Genomic DNA, 18,293 nt, shown 5'->3' with positions numbered 1-18,293 from the left:
TGTCAGGATCTTCTGCGTCGATGCTTCTGGAATGTGCGGGAGCGGGCCCGGCTACTTGATCATGTAGATCGTGGCGAAGAGGCCGATCCAGACGACATCGACGAAGTGCCAGTAGTAGGACACGACGATGGCGGCGGTCGCCTGCTCGTGAGTGAACCTCTTGGCCGCGTAGGTGCGGCCGAGGACGAACAGGAAGGCGATGAGGCCACCTGTCACGTGCAGGCCGTGGAAGCCGGTGGTCAGGTAGAAGACCGAACCGTACGGGTCCGAGGAGAGCGAGAGCCCGTCCTTCTTGACCAGCTCGGTGTACTCGAACACCTGACCGCCGATGAAGATCGCACCCATCACGAAGGTGACGATGAACCACATCCGGAGCTTCTTCACGTCACCGCGCTCGGCGGCGAACACGCCGAGCTGGCAGGTGAGGGAGGAGAGCACCAGGATCGTGGTGTTCGTCGCGGAGAACGGGAAGTTCAGGGCATGAGCCATTTCCTTCCAGTGATCCGGACCGGTCACCGATCGCAGGGTGAAGTACATCGCGAAGAGGGCCGCGAAGAACATCAGCTCGGAACTCAGCCAGATGATGGTTCCGACGCTGGTGAGGTTCGGCCGGTTGACCGACGGGTGCGCGTGCCCGGTTTCTACTGTCGTTGCTGTCGCCACGACCGACATTATGTCGGTCGCTTATCCCGCCCTCACCCCGGGGGGTGCCGTTCGGAGTGTCCGCAGCGTGTGTACTGCCCGGATGGCCCATCGCAGGGGTGTTCCAGCGGGTGTTGACGGCGAGTCCGAGGGAGTAGCATCCGCCGCATCGGTACCCGACCAATGACGCGCGGAGGAACGATGCAGGCGACCGCCACGGTGCTGGTCTACAGCGATGACGCAGGCACCCGCGAGCAGGTGCGGTTGGCCACCGGGCGCAGGCCCGCCCCCGACGCGCCCCTGATCGAGTTCGTCGAGTGCGCGACCCCGGCCGCCGCGATCAAGGAACTGGACCGGGGCGGCATCGATGTCGCCGTGCTGGACGGCGAGGCCGCGCCGATGGGCGGCATGGGACTGTGCCGCCAGGTCAAGGACGAGGTGTTCGACTGCCCGCCGGTCCTGCTGCTGATCGGCCGGCCCCAGGACGCCTGGCTGGCCACCTGGAGCCGTGCGGACGCGGCCGTGACGCTGCCGGTGGACCCGGTGGAGTTCGCGTCGGCGCTGGCGTCGCTGCTGCGCGGCAGGAAGGCCCTGAGCGCCTGACACGGCCGCTCAGACCGATTCGGGACGCAGTCTCGCCTTCTCCTCGGGGCGGGGGCCGTCGGGGCTCCCGCCCACCAGGGCGCTGCCCTTGCGCCACTTCGGCCAGCCGAGGTTCCAGTCGCCGAAGCCGTTGCCGAAGGTCTCCATGGTGTCGCCGTAGGAGTTCACGACCTTGACGACGTCACCCTCGCGGACGTTGTCGAAGAACCACTCGGCGTTGCCGGTGCTCATGCCCGTGCACCCGTGGCTGACGTTCGCGTACCCCTGGGACCCCACGGACCAGGGCGCGGCGTGCACGTACTCACCGCTCCAGGTGACCCGGGTCGCCCAGTAGACGGGCAGGTCGTACGACTCCGAGGAGCCCTCGGCGATACCGATGCTGGTGCCGCGCATCCGTACGAAGTGCTCCTTGCCGAGGACGACCTTGACGCCGTTGCGGGTCTCGAAGCCGGGCTTGCCGGTGGTGACGGGGATCTCGTTGATCGCCTTGCCGTTCTTGTAGACCGTCATGGAGTGCGAGGAGGCGTCCGTGACGGCGATGACCCGGTCGCCCGTGGTGAGCTTCAGCGGCTTCACCTCGCCGCCCCACAGTCGATCGCTGATCTTGATGCCCTCGAGGTTGCTTCGCACCTGGATGGTGGCGTGGGCGGGCCAGTACTCCTTGGGGCGGTAGTGCAGCTCCTTGTCGTCCACCCAGTGCCAAGCGCCTTCCACGGCGGGCATCGAGTCGACCTTGAGCGCCCGCTCCACGACCGCGCGTTGCGCCCTGTCCTTGACGGGCTTGCTGAGCTCGGCCGTGATGGGCTGGCCGACGCCGTACGTGCCCGCCTTGGGCCCGAAGGTGACCTTCAGGCGCTTCTTGGTGAGCGGCTTGCCGGTGTCGAAGGCGAGGACCTCGCGGCCCGGCGCCCCGTCCTCGTCCTCCGTGCTCACCCGGACGGTGTAGTGGGCGCTGGCGGCCAGCGGGCTGGTGCTGTGCCAGCGGGTGCCGTCGGCGGAGAGTTCGCCCGCCACATAGCGTCCTGTGGCGTCCAGGGCCGTGACGTCCGTGATGCGCCCGTCGGAGTCCTCGGCGGTGACCTCCAGGGGCTTGTCCGGGTCGGCCTTCCGGCCCTCGCCCGCGGGGCCGTTGAAGGACACCTGGTCCGCCGCGTCGTACGGCGCCGCCGACAGCGGGTTGCCGTCGCTGCCGCAGGCGGTGGCCCCGGCGGTCAGGGCGACCACCAGCAGCGTGCAGGAGAGGACGGTGCGCGTACGCGGAGTCTGGCTCATGAGCTCACGCTAAGAAGCTTCGTCGGCGGCGGCGCGGTGGGTCACCCCTCTGGGGGACCCGGGCTGCTGCAGAAGGAGACCGCAACTGCTCCAAAAGGGGGAGCCCGGACCCTCCTGACGGAGTGTCCGGGCTTCCTTGGTTCCAGGCCGTGCTACTGGGTGCGGTTCTCACCGCGGTAGTACTCGAAGACCCAGCCCCACAGGCCGAGCAGGATCAGCGGCGCCGAGAAGTACATCAGCCACCAGCCGATCGCGATCGACAGGAAGGCCAGCGCGCCACCGACGGCCAGCGAGAGCGGCTGCCAGCTGTGCGGGCTGAAGAACCCGATCTCGCCGGCGTCGTCCGCGACGTCGGCCTCCTTGTTGTCCTGCGCGCCCGCGTCGACCCTCTTGGCCGTGAAGCCGAGGTAGAAGCCGATCATGATGCACAGACCGAAGGCCAGGAAGAGGGCCGTGGTACCGGCCGGCTCCTTCGACCAGTAGCCGTAGACGACCGCCATGACGAGCACGAAGACGCTCAGCCACATGAACATCTTGCCCTGGATCTTCACTTGCCGGCCTCCTTGCCGCCAGCGAGGGCCTTCTCACCGTGAGGCGCGTTCTCGAGCTGGTCGAGAGCGGCGATCTCCGGGTGGTGCAGGTCGAACGCCGGGGATTCGCTGCGGATCCGCGGCAGGGTGAGGAAGTTGTGCCGCGGCGGCGGGCAGGACGTCGCCCACTCGAGCGAACGGCCGTAGCCCCACGGGTCGTCGACCTCGACCTTCTTGCCGTACTTGGCGGTCTTCCAGACGTTGTAGAAGAACGGCAGGATCGACGCGCCGAGCACGAACGAGCTGATCGTGGAGATCGTGTTGAGGGCGGTGAAGCCGTCGGCGTTGAGGTAGTCCGCGTAACGACGGGGCATGCCCTCGGCACCCAGCCAGTGCTGGACCAGGAAGGTGCCGTGGAAGCCGATGAACAGCGTCCAGAAGGTGATCTTGCCGAGCCGCTCGTCGAGCATCTTGCCGGTGAACTTCGGCCACCAGAAGTGGAAGCCGGAGAACATCGCGAAGACGACCGTGCCGAACACCACGTAGTGGAAGTGCGCCACCACGAAGTACGAGTCCGAGACGTGGAAGTCCATCGGCGGCGAGGCCAGGATGACACCGGTCAGACCACCGAAGGTGAAGGTGATCAGGAAGCCGGTGGCCCAGAGCATCGGTGTCTCGAAGGACAGCGAGCCCTTCCACATCGTGCCGATCCAGTTGAAGAACTTCACACCGGTCGGGACCGCGATGAGGAACGTCATGAACGAGAAGAACGGCAGGAGCACACCGCCGGTGACGTACATGTGGTGCGCCCACACCGTCACGGACAGACCCGCGATCGCGATGGTCGCGCCGATCAGACCCATGTAGCCGAACATCGGCTTGCGCGAGAAGACCGGGATGACCTCGGAGATGATGCCGAAGAACGGCAGGGCGATGATGTACACCTCTGGATGGCCGAAGAACCAGAAGAGGTGCTGCCACAGCAACGAGCCGCCGTTGGCCGGATCGAAGATGTGCGCGCCGAACTTACGATCCGCCTCCAGCGCGAACAGCGCCGCCGCGAGGACCGGGAAGGCCAGCAGGACCAGTACGGCGGTCAGCAGCACGTTCCAGGTGAAGATCGGCATGCGGAACATGGTCATGCCCGGCGCGCGCATGCAGATGATCGTGGTGATGAAGTTGACCGCGCCGAGGATGGTGCCGAAGCCGGAGAAGGCCAGGCCCATGATCCACAGGTCGGCGCCGACGCCGGGCGAGCGGATCGCGTCGGACAGCGGGGTGTAGGCGAACCACCCGAAGTCGGCCGCGCCCTGCGGGGTGAGGAAGCCGCCCACCGCGATCGTCGATCCGAACAGGTACAGCCAGTAGGCGAACATGTTCAGCCGCGGGAACGCCACGTCCGGCGCGCCGATCTGCAGCGGCATGATCCAGTTGGTGAAGCCGGCGAACAGCGGCGTCGCGAACATCAGCAGCATGATCGTGCCGTGCATCGTGAACGCCTGGTTGAACTGCTCGTTCGACATGATCTGCAAGCCCGGCCGGGCCAGCTCGGCGCGCATGAACAGCGCCAGCAGACCACCGATGCAGAAGAACGCGAAGGACGTGACCAGATACAGCGTCCCGATCGTCTTGTGGTCAGTGGTGGTGAGCCACTTGACCACGACGTTGCCGGGCTGCTTGCGCCGGACCGGCAGTTCGTCCTCGTAGTGGGACCCTGCCGCCGCGGCACCCTGAGGTTCGTTGAGGATGCTCACAGGTTGTTCGTCTCCCGGTTCTTCTCATGGGCGGTCTGCTCGATGCCCGCGGGAATGTAACCGGTCTGCCCCTTCTCGGCGAGTTCCTTGAGGTGCTGCTCGTAGCGCTCGGGAGAGACGACCTTCACGTTGAACAGCATGCGGGAGTGGTCGACCCCGCAGAGCTCCGCACACTTGCCCAGGAAGGTGCCCTCCTTGTTGGGGGTCACCTGGAAGGAGTTGGTGTGCCCCGGAATGACGTCCTGCTTCATCAGGAACGGCACCACCCAGAAGGAGTGGATGACGTCACGCGAGGTGAGGACGAAGCGGACCGTCTTGCCCTTGGGGAGCCAGAGGGTCGGACCCGGGTTGTTGGTCTGCGGGTTCCGCGTGCCGGGCGTACCGACGTCGTAGACGCCGCCGGCGTTGGCGGGGAAGTCCTTCTTGAACCGGTCCGGAATGGCGGCCAGGTTCTCGTCGGTCTTCGCGTCGCCGGTGGAACCGTCCACGTTCTCGACGTAGTTGAAGCCCCAGCTCCACTGGAAGCCGACCACGTTGACCGTGACGTCGGGCTTCTTCTCGAGGCTCAGGAGCTTCGACTCGTCGCGAGCCGTGAAGTAGAACAACACCGAGACGATGATGAGGGGGACCACCGTGTACAGCGCCTCGATGGGCATGTTGTACCGGGTCTGCGGAGGAACCTCGACCTTGGTGCGGCTGCGCCGGTGGAACATGGCGCTCCACAGGATCAAGCCCCAGACCAGCACGCCGGTGGCGAGCGCGGCCGCCCACGAGCCCTGCCACAGGGAGAGGATCCGCGGAGCCTCTTCGGTGGTGGGGGTGGGCATACCAAGGCGGGGGAAGTCCTTGTATGTGCAACCGGTCGCGGTCGCCAGGACCAGGCCCGCGGTCATTGCCTGCAGCAGCTTCCGCCGCATCGGGCGCCGCGGCGAGCGGTCGGAGCCGTTGGGACTCACGTAGCGCCTTCCCGAGAGTCTCGCCCGCGCGGATTGGCTGCGGCCTGCCTTACTCGGTGGTCGGTCGCCGCCCTGCGTCGGGCAGGGGTTTGGATGTTTATGCGGACCAAACCCTAGCCGACGCGTTCCGGGCGTTCGCGGGGAGGGGTGCCTAGTGGGTGGGGTGGTTCGCTGGATTGGCGGCTGCGGGTTGTTTTGGGCTGATCGCGCAGTTCCCCGCGCCCCTGGTTCCGCGTCCGGCGTTCTACCGTTGACGCGTGTCCTACTTTGACGCTGCCTCCAGCGCCCCCCTCCATCCCGTGGCCCGTCAGGCGCTGTTGGCCTCGCTGGACGAAGGGTGGGCCGATCCCTCGCGGTTGTATCGGGAGGGGCGGCGGGCTCGGATGTTGCTGGATGCCGCCCGGGAGGCCGCTGCCGAGGCGGTGGGGTGCCGGGCGGACGAGCTTCACTTCACGCCCTCCGGGACGCACGCCGTACACAGCGGAATCGCGGGGGCTTTGGCCGGGCGGCGGCGCGTCGGGCGTCACCTGATCGTGTCAGCGGTGGAACATTCCTCCGTGCTCCATTCGGCCGAAGCGCTGGAGACGGAGGGCGGTTCGGTCACTCGAGTGAGTGTCGAGCGATCCGGCAGGGTGGACCCTTCGGCCTACGCCGCCGCGCTGCGCCAGGACACCGCGCTGGCCTGTCTTCAGTCGGCCAACCACGAGGTGGGCACCGAGCAGCCGGTGGCCGAGGTCGCCGAGGTGTGCCGGGCGGCCGGGGTGCCGTTGATGGTGGACGCGGCGCAGTCCCTCGGGTGGGGGCCGGTCGAAGGGGGCTGGTCGCTGCTGGCGGGCAGTGCGCACAAATGGGGTGGACCTGCCGGGGTCGGACTGCTTGTCGTGCGCAAGGGCGTGCGGTTCGCCGCTCAGGGGCCGACGGACGAACGGGGACACGGCTTCGAGAACCTGCCCGCGATCGTCGCCGCCGCGGCTTCCCTGCGGGCGGTGCGGGCCGAGGCGGCCCAGGAGGCGGTACGGCTGCGGGAGCTGACGCGGCGGATCCGGGACCGGGTGCCGCGGCTGGTGCCGGACGTGGAGGTGGTGGGGGACCCGGAGCGGCGGCTGCCCGGGATCGTCACCTTCTCCTGTCTCTATGTCGACGGGGAGACCCTGCTGCACGAGCTGGACCGGGAGGGTTTCTCCGTTTCGTCCGGCTCGTCCTGCACCAGCAGCACGCTGACGCCGAGCCACGTGCTCAAGGCGATGGGGGTGCTGAGTGAGGGGAATGTGCGGATCTCGTTGCCGTCCGGGGCGACCGAGGAGGACGTGGAGAGGTTTCTCGCCGTGCTGCCGGGTGCGGTGGCGGGGGTGCGCGAGAAGCTGGGCGCGCCGACGCCCTCGGCCGTCGTACGGGCGGACGAGCTGGTCGTGGACGCCCTCGGCAAGCGCTGCCCGATCCCGGTGATCGAGCTGGCGAAGGTGGTCGGCGACGTGCCCGTGGGCGGGCTGATCCGTGTCCTGTCGGACGACGAGGCGGCCCGCCTGGACATCCCTGCGTGGTGCGAGATGCGGGAGCAGCAGTACGTGGGTGAGGAGCCGGCGGAGAAGGGGACGGCCTATCTCGTCCGCCGGCTCGTCTAGGCGCTGCCGGTCCGGTCGGCTCAGACCAGGTGCTTCTGCACCTCGGCCGCGGCCTCGTCCCCGTACGCCTTCGTGAACCGCTCCATGAAGTGGCCCCGGCGCAGCTGGTACTCCTGCGTGCCCACCGTCTCGATGACGAGGGTCGCCAGCATGCAGCCGACCTGGGCCGCGCGCTCCAGCGACACCCCCCACGCCAGTCCCGACAGGAACCCCGCGCGGAACGCGTCGCCGACGCCCGTCGGGTCCGCCTTGCGCTCCTCGTCCGGGCAGCCGACGACGATCGGGGCCTCGCCGACCCGCTCGATGCGCACGCCCTGCGCGCCGAGCGTGGTGACGCGGTGGCCGACCTTGGTGAGGATCTCCTCGTCGGTCCAGCCGGTCTTGGACTCGATGAGCCCCTTCTCGTACTCGTTGGAGAACAGGTAGGTGGCGCCCTCCAGCAGTATCCGGATCTCGTCGCCGTTCATCCGGGCGATCTGCTGGGAGAAGTCCGCGGCGAACGGGATGGCGCGCGAGCGGCACTCCTCCGTGTGGCGCAGCATCGCCTCGGGGTCGTCGGCCCCGATGAGGACCAGGTCGAGACCGCCCACGCGGTCGGCGACGGTCTTGAGCTCGATGAGGCGGGCCTCGCTCATCGCGCCGGTGTAGAAGGAGCCGATCTGGTTGTGGTCGGCGTCGGTGGTGCACACGAAGCGGGCGGTGTGCAGCGTCTCCGAGATGCGCACGGACGCGGTGTCGACGCCGTGCCGGTCCAGCCAGGCCCGGTACTCGTCGAAGTCGAAGCCCGCGGCCCCGACCAGGATCGGCGAGGTGCCGAGCTGGCCCATACCGAAGGCGATGTTCGCGCCCACTCCGCCCCGGCGTACGTCCAGGTTGTCGACCAGGAAGGAGAGCGAGACCGTGTGCAACTGGTCCGCTACGAGCTGGTCGGCGAAGCGGCCGGGGAAGGTCATGAGGTGGTCGGTGGCGATGGAGCCGGTGACTGCGATGCGCACGGCGTGGACTCTCCTGTGGGGAGAAACTGGGTTGACGGTTCACGCTACCCGGTCGCCGCGGACCTCTGTAGCGGCCAAAACTACCCGATAGTAGATCTTTCTTCGCGGGCTCGGACATGCATACGGTGCGGTCATGACGAACCTCGAGGTCCACGCCCCCGCTCCGGCCGACCTGGACGGCGACCTGGCGTCGCTGCGCGGCGACTGCGCCCGGATGGTCCCGCACTGGGCGGCTCCCGACCGGGTCACCGCCCGTCCCGTCCCGCCCTCCCTCATCCACGGCGTGACCGTTCCGACCAGGTCCGCGCGCCTGCTGGACGCGATGTCGGACTACGGCGACTGAAACCAGCGCTCGGAAGGGAACCGCGCGCTCCCCCGCCGCGTCCCATCGCTGTCCCCCGTAAAGGGGACATGGGATACGACCCACCGCCCGGCCGTTTTGACGTGGTCGGGTCAGGGTCACCGGGACATGGCGCGGCCGAAGGAGCGATGCGGTGAACACCGAGCGACCCGAGAACGACGACGACCCCGAGGTCGGCAGGACCACGGACGCCGATGAGGGTGCCGCCGGTATCGCCGAGGACGAGGGCGGTACGGCGGCGGAGGGGGCGCGGGCGGCCCAGGAGGACACTCCCGCTGAGGCCCCCGAGGACCCTGAGGCCCCTGAGGCTGTGGAGGCGGCCGGGGCGATCGAGACCGCCGAGCCTTCGGGTGCCGCTTCCGGCCCCGCCGAGGCTGCCGAGGCGCCCGAATCCTCCCGGCCCACGGAACCCGACCGGCCCACCGAATCCGACCGGCCCACCGAGCCCGCCGAGCGCCCCGAGGCCTCCGCGCAGGCCCAGCCCGCGGCCCCTGGGCCCGAGCCCGAGCCCGCCGAGGACGAGGTGCCCCGGGACGGTGAGCCCGAGGCGCCGCGTTCCGGTCGGCCCCGTACCCCCGTGCTGGTCGCCTCCGTCGCCGCCGCCGTGCTGCTCGTCGGGGGCGGTGGGGCGTATCTCGCCGCGTCCGCGTCCGGCGGGTCGGGCGGGGGTACGACGACCGGGGCGCGCGGCGACGGCACTCCCCCGCCGCTCCGGCTCGACGGATACACCGGGGGCGACGAGGGCACGGCCGGGATCGCGCCGGGTGAGCCGAATCCGTACGGCGTCACCTACCGGGCCGGGGGCCCGCTCGCGGACGGTCCCGACGAGGCCCCCGTCTACCGGGCGACCGGCCAGGTCACCGCGGACGAGGTGGCACGGCTGGCGAAGGCGCTCGGGGTGACGGGGACGCCGGTCCTGGAGGGGCAGGCCTGGAAGGTCGGCGCGCAGGAGCCGGCCGGGCCGAGTCTGCAGGTGAACCAGCAGGCGCCGGGGGCGTGGACGTTCCACCGGTACGCGCCGGGCACCAACGACTGCGGCAGCGGAACCGAGTGCGCGAGCGACCCCGCCGCACCGGCCGGCGACCCGGTGAGCGAGGACGCCGCGAAGAAGGCGGCGGCGCCGGTGCTGAAGGCGGTCGGGCAGGACGACGCCAAGGTCGACGCGGGCCAGGTCATGGGCGCCCAGCGGGTGGTGAACGCCGATCCGGTGGTCGGCGGACTGCCGACGCACGGCTGGACGACCGGGGTCACCGTGAACGCCCAAGGCGAGGTCGTCGGCGGCAGCGGTCAGCTGAAGACGCCGGCGAAGAGCGACACGTATCCCGTCGTGGACGCCGCGAAGGCGCTTCAGCTGCTGAACGCGCGGCCGGCGGACGGGCACCGGATGGGCATCGGGGGCTGCGCCAGCGCCGTACCGCAGAAGGACCGGCTGGAGGCGCCGTGCGGGTCGCAGGCGTCGGCGAGTACGCCGCAGCAGGAGACGATCACCGTCGAGAAGGCGGTGTTCGGGCTGGCCTCGCACTACGTGGACGGGCGGCAGGCGCTGGTGCCGTCCTGGCTGTTCCAGGTGCGGGCGCAGGGCGCGCAGGACGGCTTCACGGTGACGTATCCGGCGATCGACCCCGAGTACCTGGCCTCGGACACGCCCTCCGCGGAGCCGACCGAGCGACCGAGCCCCCGGCCGACCGGGCCCGACCCCGACCAGCCGACCGCGGCGCCGGCCACCCGTGACGTGGCGGTGGACGGCTACACCGCCGAGGGCGACGAGCTGACCGTGAGTTACACGGGCGGAGTCTGCGCCGACTACAAGGCGTCGGTGGTGGAGGGCTCCGGCAAGGTGACGGTCCGGGTGACCGAGACGCCCATGCCGGACAAGGTCTGCATCCTGATCGCGAAGGTCTACCACGAGACGCTGCGGCTGAAGGCGCCGCTGGGCGACCGCGAGGTCGTGGGCTCGGACGGCAAGGAGGTCCCGCTGGAGAAGCCGGGGGCCCGGCTGCCGGGGACGTCCGGGGCGCGGTGACCTGATCCCGCCCCGGAACGCGCGAAGGCGGCGGCCCCGTCGGAGGGGGCCGCCGCCTTCGCGTGTGTTCCGTTGCCCGGCCGGTCCAGCCGGATCTAGCCGGATCTAGCTGAACGAGTCGCCGCAGGCGCAGGAGCCCGTGGCGTTGGGGTTGTCGATCGTGAAGCCCTGCTTCTCGATGGTGTCGACGAAGTCGATGGAGGCGCCACCGAGGTACGGAGCGCTCATGCGGTCGGTGACGACCTTGACGCCGTCGAAGTCCTTGACGACGTCGCCGTCGAGGGACCGCTCGTCGAAGAACAGCTGGTAGCGCAGGCCCGAGCAGCCACCGGGCTGAACGGCGACGCGCAGGGCCAGGTCGTCACGGCCTTCCTGGTCGAGCAGGGCCTTGACCTTCGCCGCGGCGGCGTCGGACAGGATGATGCCGTCGGTGACGGTGCCGGTCTCGTCCGATACGGACATCTAGATCTCTCCCGGGTTGTACGGAGACTGCTTGCCGACGGTTGCAACCGTCGGGGCCGCGGATTCATTCCGGGCCGAGCGACTTGTCTTTCCGCCTGTCCTTTCATGCTCGCACACCGCCGACGAAGCGAACAGCGACCGCCGAGCCGATCCGCCGGTGCGGCACCGGGATTCATGTCACACCGACACTATGGCCATCGTCAAAGTGACGTGAAGCGGTTATGATAGATAACGTCAATTCGACGAAAACTACCGCCGGTCCGGCCCACGGGCCGGCGAGCCGCAGAACAGAAAGGGTGCGTGTCGTGACCACCGCCCAGACCCAGGAGCTCGACGTACAGCCGACTCCGCTCGCCCTGCTGCTCCTCGGCAGGGAGGCCGATCCGAAGAGCGAGCGGGGTGTCGAGTGCCCCGGCGACCTGCCCTCGCCGTCCGACCCCGACCTCGTGGAGCGCGCCCGCGCGGCCAAGGAGAAGCTCGGCGGCAAGGTCTTCGTGCTCGGCCACCACTACCAGCGCGACGAGGTCATCCAGTTCGCGGACGTCACGGGCGACTCCTTCAAGCTGGCCCGGGACGCGGCCGCGCGCCCGGAGGCCGAGTACATCGTGTTCTGCGGTGTGCACTTCATGGCGGAGTCGGCGGACATCCTGACCTCGGACGACCAGAAGGTGGTCCTGCCCGACCTCGCCGCCGGCTGCTCGATGGCCGACATGGCCACCGCCGAGCAGGTCGCCGAGTGCTGGGACGTGCTGACCGAGGCCGGGATAGCCGAGCAGGTCGTGCCCGTCTCGTACATGAACTCGTCCGCGGACATCAAGGCGTTCACGGGCAGGCACGGCGGCACGATCTGCACCTCGTCGAACGCCAGGAAAGCCCTTGAGTGGGCCTTCGAGCAGGGCGAGAAGGTCCTCTTCCTCCCCGACCAGCACCTCGGCCGGAACACCGCCGTACGGGACATGGGGATGACGCTGGAGGACTGCGTCGTCTACAACCCGCACAAGCCGAACGGCGGGCTGACCGCCGAGCAGCTGCGGGACGCGAAGATGATCCTTTGGCGCGGCCACTGCTCGGTGCACGGCCGCTTCAGCCTGGAGTCGGTCCGCGACGTGCGCGAGCGGATCCCCGGCGTGAACGTGCTGGTGCACCCCGAGTGCAAGCACGAGGTCGTGGCCGCGGCGGACTACGTCGGCTCGACCGAGTACATCATCAAGGCGCTGGAGGCTGCTCCGGCCGGCTCCAAGTGGGCCATCGGGACCGAGCTGAACCTGGTCCGGCGGCTGGCGAACCGTTTCGCGCCCGAGGGCAAGGAGATCGTCTTCCTGGACAAGACGGTCTGCTTCTGCTCGACGATGAACCGCATCGACCTCCCCCACCTGGTGTGGACGCTGGAGTCCCTCGCCGAGGGCAAGCTCGTCAACCGCATCGAGGTCGACAAGGAGACCGAGGCGTTCGCGAAGCTGGCGCTGGAGCGGATGCTGGCGCTGCCGTAGCCCTGCCGAGCGGCGGCGGACGTGAACGGCCGGGTACGGAGCAGCTCCGTACCCGGCCGTTCGTCTTGCGCGTCTAGTTCGTCGTGTTCGTCCTACACCCCGGCGGGTTCCGGCTGGGCCGGGACCTCGGCCTTCTTCTCCCGCTTGGCCGCCCGCTTCTTCGCGCGGCGCTCCTTGCGGAGCTCCAGCATCGTGTAGAGGGTCGGGACCAGGAGCAGGGTGAGCAGGGTCGAGGTGATCAGACCGCCGATCACGACCACCGCGAGCGGTTGGGCGATGAAGCCGCCCTCGCCGGTGACCCCGAGGGCCATCGGGAGCAGGGCGAAGATCGTCGCCAGGGCCGTCATGAGGATCGGGCGCAGCCGGTGGCGGCCGCCCTCGATGACTGCGTCGACCGTGGAGTACCCCTGCCTGCGGTACTGGTTGATCAGGTCGATCAGCACGATCGCGTTGGTCACCACGATGCCGATGAGCATCAGCATGCCGATCATCGCGGGGACGCCCATCGGGGTGTCGGTGAGGATCAGCAGGCCGATCGCGCCCGTCGCGGCGAACGGGATCGAGACCAGCAGGATCAGCGGCTGGGCCAGCGACCGGAACGTCGCCACCAGCAGCATGAAGACGATCGCGATCGCCGCCAGCATCGCCAGGCCCAGGTTCTTGAACGCCGAGTCCTGGTCCGAGGTGACACCGCCGATCTCGGCCGTGGCGCCCGCCGGGAGCTTCAGGGCGTCGAGCCTGGAGGTGAGGTCCTGGCTCACCGCGCCCGTGTTGTCGCCGGTCGGCTTGGCGGTGATGGTCGCCGCGCGCTGACCGTCGATGCGGGTCATCGAGACCGGGCCGTCGGCCAGCTCGACCGTGGCGATGTCACCCAGCTTCACCGGGCCGAGCCTCAGGTTCCTGAGCTCCGCGAGGGTCCGCGCCGGCTTCGCCGACCTGATGACGACGTCGCGCTCGGTGTCGTCCAGGATCGCCTGGGCGGCGGTGGTGCCCCGGACCGCCTGGGCGACGGCCGCGCCGAGGGTCCGGTCGTCGAAACCGGCCGCGGCGGCCTTGGAGTTGGCCTTCACCGTGACGCGCGGCACGCTCACCGCCAGGTCGCTGGTGACGTCCGTGACGTCGTCCAGTCCGGCGACCGTCTTGCGGACCTTCTCCGACGCCTCGCGCAGCACGTCGGCGTCGGCCGCCTTCACCACCACGCTGAGGTCCTGGGCGCCGAAGCCGTCGCCGGCCGCGATGGTCGTCGTACCGATGCCGTCGAGCTTCTTCAGGCCCGCCTCGATGCGGCCCTGGACGTCGTCGTAGGAGGCCGAGTCGTCCAGCATCACCTGGTAGGAGGCCTGGTTGGTGTCGGTGCCGCCGCCGAAGGCCGCCATGAAGCCGGACGAGCCGACGGTGACCTGGTAGTCCTTGACGCCCTTGGTGCGGGCCAGCAGCCCCTCGACCTTCCGGGCCTGCTCGTCGGTGGCCGCCAGGCTGGTGCCGGGCTTCAACTCCTGCTTGACGGTGAGGACTTCCTGCTCGCCCTGGTCGAAGAAGTTGGTCTTCAGCAGCCCGGACATGCCGAACGTGCCGACGAGGATCACGATCGCGATCAGCACGCTGGTCAGACGGCGCCGGGTGGCGAACCGCAGGACGGGGACGTAGAGCCGCTGGAGCCTGCTCCTGGCCTCCTTCTCCTCCGCGAGGCGGCGGGCCTCCTCGGCGTCCTCGGGGGTGCCCTTCGGGGCGCGCAGGAACCAGTACGACAGGACCGGGACGACCGTCAGGGAGACCAGCAGGGACGCCAGCAGCGCCGCCGTGACGGTCAGGCTGAAGGAGCCGAACAGCTCGCCCACCATGCCGCCGACCAGGCCGATCGGCAGGAAGACGGCGACCGTGGTGAGGGTGGAGGAGGTGACCGCTCCGGCGACCTCGCGGACCGCCTTGAGGATGGCCTCCTGGCGCTCCTCGCCGTAGCCGAGGTGCCGCTTGATGTTCTCCAGGACCACGATCGAGTCGTCGACGACCCGGCCGATGGCGATGGTCAGCGCGCCCAGCGTCAGCATGTTGAGCGAGAGGTCGCGGGTCCACAGCACGATCAGGGCGAGGACCACCGACAGCGGGATGGAGACCGCGGTGACCAGCGTCGAGCGGACGGACGCCAGGAAGACCAGGATGACGAGGACCGCGAAGAGCAGGCCGAGCGCGCCCTCGGTGGTCAGGCCGTCGATGGCCTTCGCGACCGCGGGGCCCTGGTCGCTGACGACGGTGATGTCGGAACCGGCGCCGAGGTCCTTGCGCAGGGCGGGCAGCTTGTCCTCGACCGCGTTCGAGATGGAGACCGCGCTGCCGTCGTGGTCCATGGTGACCATGACCGCGAGGCTCGGCTTGCCGTCGGTGCGGGTCAGGGAGTCGGCCGCGGCCTGCTCCTGCCGGACCGTGGCCACGTCGCCGAGGCGTACGGGCTTCTTCCCGGCCGCACCGGTGACCATCAGGTTCTCGATCTGGCCGACCGAGGTGAAGCCGCCGCCGACCTGGACGGTGCGGTTGGCGCCGTCCTCGTCGAAGGAGCCGGCCGGGACGGTCGCGCCGCCCGCCTGGAGGGCCTGGGCGAGCAAGGCCGAGGTGAGGCCCGCCTTGGCGAGCTTCGCGTCGTCGGGGGTGACGGTGACCTGGAGGTCGCGGACGCCGTCCACGGTGACCTGGCCGACGCCGTCGATGGCCTTCAGGTCCGGTACGACGGTCCGGTCGAGCCGGTCGGCGAGGGCCTGCTGGTCCGCCTCGGAGGTGACGGCGAGGACGACGGTCGGCATGTCGTCCGTGGAGCCGGCCACGACCTGCGGGTCGACGTCGTCCGGGAGCTGGGCGCGGGCCCGGTTGACGGCCTGCTGGACGTCGGCGACGAGCTGCTTGGTGTCGGGGCCGTAGTCGAAGGACGCGATGATCACGGCGTTGCCCTCGCTGGCCGTGGAGGTGACGCCCTCGATGCCGTCGACGGCTTCGAGGCTGCTCTCGATGGGCTCCACGACCTGCTTCTCGACGACGTCCGGGGAGGCGCCCTGGTAGGGGGCGAGCACGGACACCATCGGCAGTTCGATGGAGGGCAGCAGCTGCTGCTTGAGCTGGGGGATCGCGATCGCCCCGAAGGCGAGCGCGATGATCGACATCAGGCCGATGAGGGCCCGTTGCGCGAGGCTGAATCTCGACAGCCAGGACATGGGTCAGGGATCTCAATTCTGTGAGCGGCAGAAGCGGCCCCTACACCCTGTGGCCTGAGGGACGGGTGTTTCGTAGCCCCCAGGTCCATTTCCTTATCCCGCGCATACTCCGCCCGCAGTAGTCCGGGGGGAGGTCACTCCACCCTTGGACGTACCAGCCCGGACTCGTAGGCGATCACCACGAGCTGGGCCCGGTCGCGGGCGCCGAGCTTGGCCATGGCCCGGTTGACGTGCGTCTTCACCGTCAGCGGGCTCACCTCCAGCCGCTCGGCGATCTCGTCGTTGGAGTGACCGCCGGCGACCTGGACCAGGACCTCGCGCTCGCGGACGGTGAGGGCGTCGAGCCGTGCGGCCCGGGCCGGGTCGGCGTTCTCGTCGGCGCCGTCGCCCTGGGCGAGGAACCGGGCGATCAGGCCCTTGGTGGCGGCCGGGGAGAGCAGGGCCTCGCCACCGGCCGCGATCCGGATGGCGCTGAGGAGTTCCTCGGGCTCGCTGCCCTTGCCGAGGAAGCCGGAGGCGCCGGCCCGCAGCGACTGCACCACGTAGTCGTCCACCTCGAAGGTCGTCAGGATCACCACCCGGACCTGGGCGAGCGACGGGTCCTCGCTGATCATGCGGGTGGCGGCCAGGCCGTCCGTGCCCGGCATCCGGATGTCCATCAGGACGACGTCGGCCCGCTCCTGGCGGGCCAGCCGCACCGCCTCGGCGCCGTCGGAGGCCTCGCCGACGACCTCCATGTCGGGCTCGGAGTCGACGAGCACCCGAAAGGCGCTGCGCAGCAGAGCCTGGTCGTCGGCGAGCAGGACGCGGATGGTCATACGGGGTCCTCAGCTGAAGATGGTCTCGGTACCGGCGGACGTAGGGCGGGTGCCGAAGGGCGGGTGCCGGTGGGTGAGTGGGGACGGGCGGGTGCCGACGGGCTGGTGGGGACTGGCAGGTGCTGGCGGCTGGTGCGGACGGGCAGGTGCTGACGACTGGTGCCGACGGGCAGGTACTGACGGCTGGTGCCGACGGCCGGCGCCGGCAGGCCGGTGTCACGACAACTTTCCTGGGGTGCGCCGGAGTTCCCCGACCCGGTCATACGGCGTCGTCGGCGGCGCGGCCGCGGGTCCTGACCGGCAGGATCGCATGGACGCGGAAGCCGCCGCCGTACCGGGGGCCGGTGGTGAGGGTGCCGCGCAGGGCGGTGACGCGTTCGCGCATGCCGAGCAGGCCGTGGCCGCCGCCGCTCGGCGGGTCCTCGTCGTGCCCGGCGCCGTCGTCGAGGACGGTGATCTCGATGTTCGGGCCCACCCGCACGACGCTGACCTCGGCCTTCGCCGCCGTACCGGCGTGCTTCTGGATGTTGGTGAGGGCTTCCTGGATGACGCGGTAGGCGGCCAGGTCCACGGCGGCGGGGAGCCGGGTGTCGCCGTCCGCGCGGGCGACCTCGACACGCAGTCCGGCGCTGCGGAAGGTGCCGACGAGTTCCTCGAGCCGGTCCAGGCCCGGGGCGGGCTCGGTGGGGGCCTCGGGGTCGCCGGACTGCCGGAGCAGGCCGACCGTGGCGCGGAGTTCGTTGAGTGCCGAGCGGCTCGCCTCGCGGACGTGGGCCAGGGCTTCCTTGGCCTGGTCGGGGCGCTTGTCCATGACGTGTGCGGCGACGCCGGCCTGCACGTTGACCAGGGCGATGTGGTGGGCGACGACGTCGTGCAGGTCGCGGGCGATGCGCAGGCGCTCCTCGGCGACCCGGCGACGGGCCTCCTCCTCGCGGGTGCGTTCGGCCTTCTCGGCGCGTTCCCGGATGGCCTGCACGAAGGCGCGGCGGCTGCGGACGGCGTCCCCGGCGGTGGCGCCGATGCCGGTCCAGGCGAAGATGCCGAGGTTCTCCTGGGCGTACCAGGGCAGGGGGCCGCCGAGCATGGCGGCGCCGGTCAGGACGGTCATCGTGAGCAGGCCGACCCGCCAGGTGGTGGGGCGGTCGGTGGTGGAGGCGACGGTGTAGAGGGCGATCACCGCGGACATGGCGACCGGGGCGCGGGGGTCGCCGGTGACGCACTCGGCGACCGAGAAGGCCCCGGTGAGGGCGAGGACCGTCATCGGGGCGCGGCGGCGCAGGACGAGGGCGGCGGCGCTCAGGCCGATGAGGACCAGGCTCAGCGGGGCCGGTGTGCGCAAGCCCCAGGTGACCCCGTCCGGGCCCCGCGGGTCCACGAAGGAACCGGCCACCATGCAGGCGAGGACGCCGGCCGCGAGGATCGCGTCCAGCGCCATGGGGTGCGCCTTCAGCTGCTGCCGGACACGCTCGAGGGTGCTCACGCCTGCAACGGTACGGGGGCCCCGCGGGGCGTGGAACGGGGGTCAGCTGTCGGTGTGCCGTGCACCTGCCCGGCGTCCTGCGTGC

At 70.0% G+C, this 18,293-nt stretch carries 15 protein-coding genes; 5 read left to right on the top strand and 10 right to left on the bottom strand.

All coding sequences use genetic code 11. The annotated features are described in order from the left end of the window. Positions 1 to 51 precede the first annotated feature (51 nt). On the bottom strand, positions 52 to 672 hold the full coding sequence (locus ACH41F_RS02675; protein ID WP_391229859.1) for a cytochrome c oxidase subunit 3: 621 nt from the start codon (positions 670 to 672) through the stop codon (positions 52 to 54). A 171-nt stretch (positions 673 to 843) separates the two neighbouring features. Between ACH41F_RS02675 and ACH41F_RS02670 the strand changes: the two genes are divergently transcribed. Next, the gene (locus tag ACH41F_RS02670; protein WP_391229856.1) at positions 844 to 1,245 is read left to right on the top strand and encodes a hypothetical protein; all 402 of its coding nucleotides are present in this window, start codon (positions 844 to 846) and stop codon (positions 1,243 to 1,245) included. 9 nt (positions 1,246 to 1,254) lie between these two features. Here ACH41F_RS02670 and ACH41F_RS02665 read toward each other — a convergent pair whose 3' ends face one another. The 4 genes from ACH41F_RS02665 to coxB form a co-directional block, all read right to left on the bottom strand. Further along, a complete protein-coding gene (locus ACH41F_RS02665; RefSeq protein ID WP_398832386.1) occupies positions 1,255 to 2,517 on the bottom strand; it encodes an Ig-like domain-containing protein in 1,263 nt (420 codons plus the stop codon). Positions 2,518 to 2,669: 152 nt separating this feature from the next. After that, entirely contained in the window at positions 2,670 to 3,068 is a 399-nt protein-coding gene (locus tag ACH41F_RS02660) for a cytochrome c oxidase subunit 4 (protein WP_391229852.1), read from the bottom strand. Then, positions 3,065 to 4,801, bottom strand: a complete 1,737-nt coding sequence (gene ctaD, locus ACH41F_RS02655) for a cytochrome c oxidase subunit I (protein ID WP_391229850.1) — start codon at positions 4,799 to 4,801, stop codon at positions 3,065 to 3,067. The genes ACH41F_RS02660 and ctaD overlap by 4 nt, the downstream gene beginning before the upstream one ends. Continuing rightward, positions 4,798 to 5,757 carry a cytochrome c oxidase subunit II gene (coxB, locus tag ACH41F_RS02650; protein ID WP_391229847.1) on the bottom strand — a complete coding sequence of 320 codons (960 nt, stop codon included), beginning with the start codon at positions 5,755 to 5,757 and terminating at the stop codon, positions 4,798 to 4,800. The genes ctaD and coxB overlap by 4 nt, the downstream gene beginning before the upstream one ends. 257 nt (positions 5,758 to 6,014) lie before the next feature. Between coxB and ACH41F_RS02645 the strand changes: the two genes are divergently transcribed. Then, entirely contained in the window at positions 6,015 to 7,379 is a 1,365-nt protein-coding gene (locus ACH41F_RS02645; protein WP_398832383.1) for a cysteine desulfurase/sulfurtransferase TusA family protein, read from the top strand. A 20-nt stretch (positions 7,380 to 7,399) separates the two neighbouring features. On the opposite strand, the gene ACH41F_RS02640 is transcribed toward ACH41F_RS02645, so the two are convergent. Then, positions 7,400 to 8,374: a carbohydrate kinase family protein gene (locus ACH41F_RS02640; RefSeq protein ID WP_398832381.1), complete on the bottom strand. Its 975-nt coding sequence runs from the start codon at positions 8,372 to 8,374 to the stop codon at positions 7,400 to 7,402. A gap of 133 nt (positions 8,375 to 8,507) precedes the next feature. On the opposite strand from ACH41F_RS02640, the gene ACH41F_RS02635 reads away from it, so the two are divergent. Both ACH41F_RS02635 and ACH41F_RS02630 read left to right on the top strand, forming a co-directional pair. Then, entirely contained in the window at positions 8,508 to 8,717 is a 210-nt protein-coding gene (locus tag ACH41F_RS02635) for a hypothetical protein (protein ID WP_391229841.1), read from the top strand. A gap of 151 nt (positions 8,718 to 8,868) precedes the next feature. Next, on the top strand, positions 8,869 to 10,758 hold the full coding sequence (locus tag ACH41F_RS02630; RefSeq protein ID WP_398832379.1) for a hypothetical protein: 1,890 nt from the start codon (positions 8,869 to 8,871) through the stop codon (positions 10,756 to 10,758). A gap of 105 nt (positions 10,759 to 10,863) precedes the next feature. Here the strand turns inward: ACH41F_RS02630 and ACH41F_RS02625 are convergent, their stop codons facing one another. Beyond that, positions 10,864 to 11,220, bottom strand: coding sequence for an iron-sulfur cluster assembly accessory protein (locus tag ACH41F_RS02625; protein WP_007381494.1), 357 nt, complete (start codon positions 11,218 to 11,220; stop codon positions 10,864 to 10,866). Positions 11,221 to 11,525: 305 nt separating this feature from the next. Between ACH41F_RS02625 and nadA the strand changes: the two genes are divergently transcribed. Beyond that, positions 11,526 to 12,710: a quinolinate synthase NadA gene (gene nadA, locus ACH41F_RS02620; protein WP_391229836.1), complete on the top strand. Its 1,185-nt coding sequence runs from the start codon at positions 11,526 to 11,528 to the stop codon at positions 12,708 to 12,710. Positions 12,711 to 12,802: 92 nt separating this feature from the next. On the opposite strand, the gene ACH41F_RS02615 is transcribed toward nadA, so the two are convergent. From ACH41F_RS02615 to ACH41F_RS02605, 3 genes are all read right to left on the bottom strand, one after another. Then, a complete protein-coding gene (locus tag ACH41F_RS02615) occupies positions 12,803 to 15,910 on the bottom strand; it encodes an efflux RND transporter permease subunit (protein ID WP_398832376.1) in 3,108 nt (1,035 codons plus the stop codon). A 134-nt stretch (positions 15,911 to 16,044) separates the two neighbouring features. Next, the gene (locus tag ACH41F_RS02610; RefSeq protein ID WP_398832373.1) at positions 16,045 to 16,728 is read right to left on the bottom strand and encodes a response regulator; all 684 of its coding nucleotides are present in this window, start codon (positions 16,726 to 16,728) and stop codon (positions 16,045 to 16,047) included. A 259-nt stretch (positions 16,729 to 16,987) separates the two neighbouring features. Then, positions 16,988 to 18,208, bottom strand: coding sequence for a histidine kinase (locus ACH41F_RS02605; protein WP_391229830.1), 1,221 nt, complete (start codon positions 18,206 to 18,208; stop codon positions 16,988 to 16,990). Between the last annotated feature and the right edge of the window lie 85 nt (positions 18,209 to 18,293).

The sequence above is a fragment of the Streptomyces sp. NPDC020489 genome, assembly GCF_044386545.1.
Taxonomy (GTDB): Bacteria; Actinomycetota; Actinomycetes; order Streptomycetales; family Streptomycetaceae; genus Streptomyces.
Note: the sequence above shows the minus strand (reverse complement) of the source record. Positions and strands in the feature narration are given on the sequence as shown.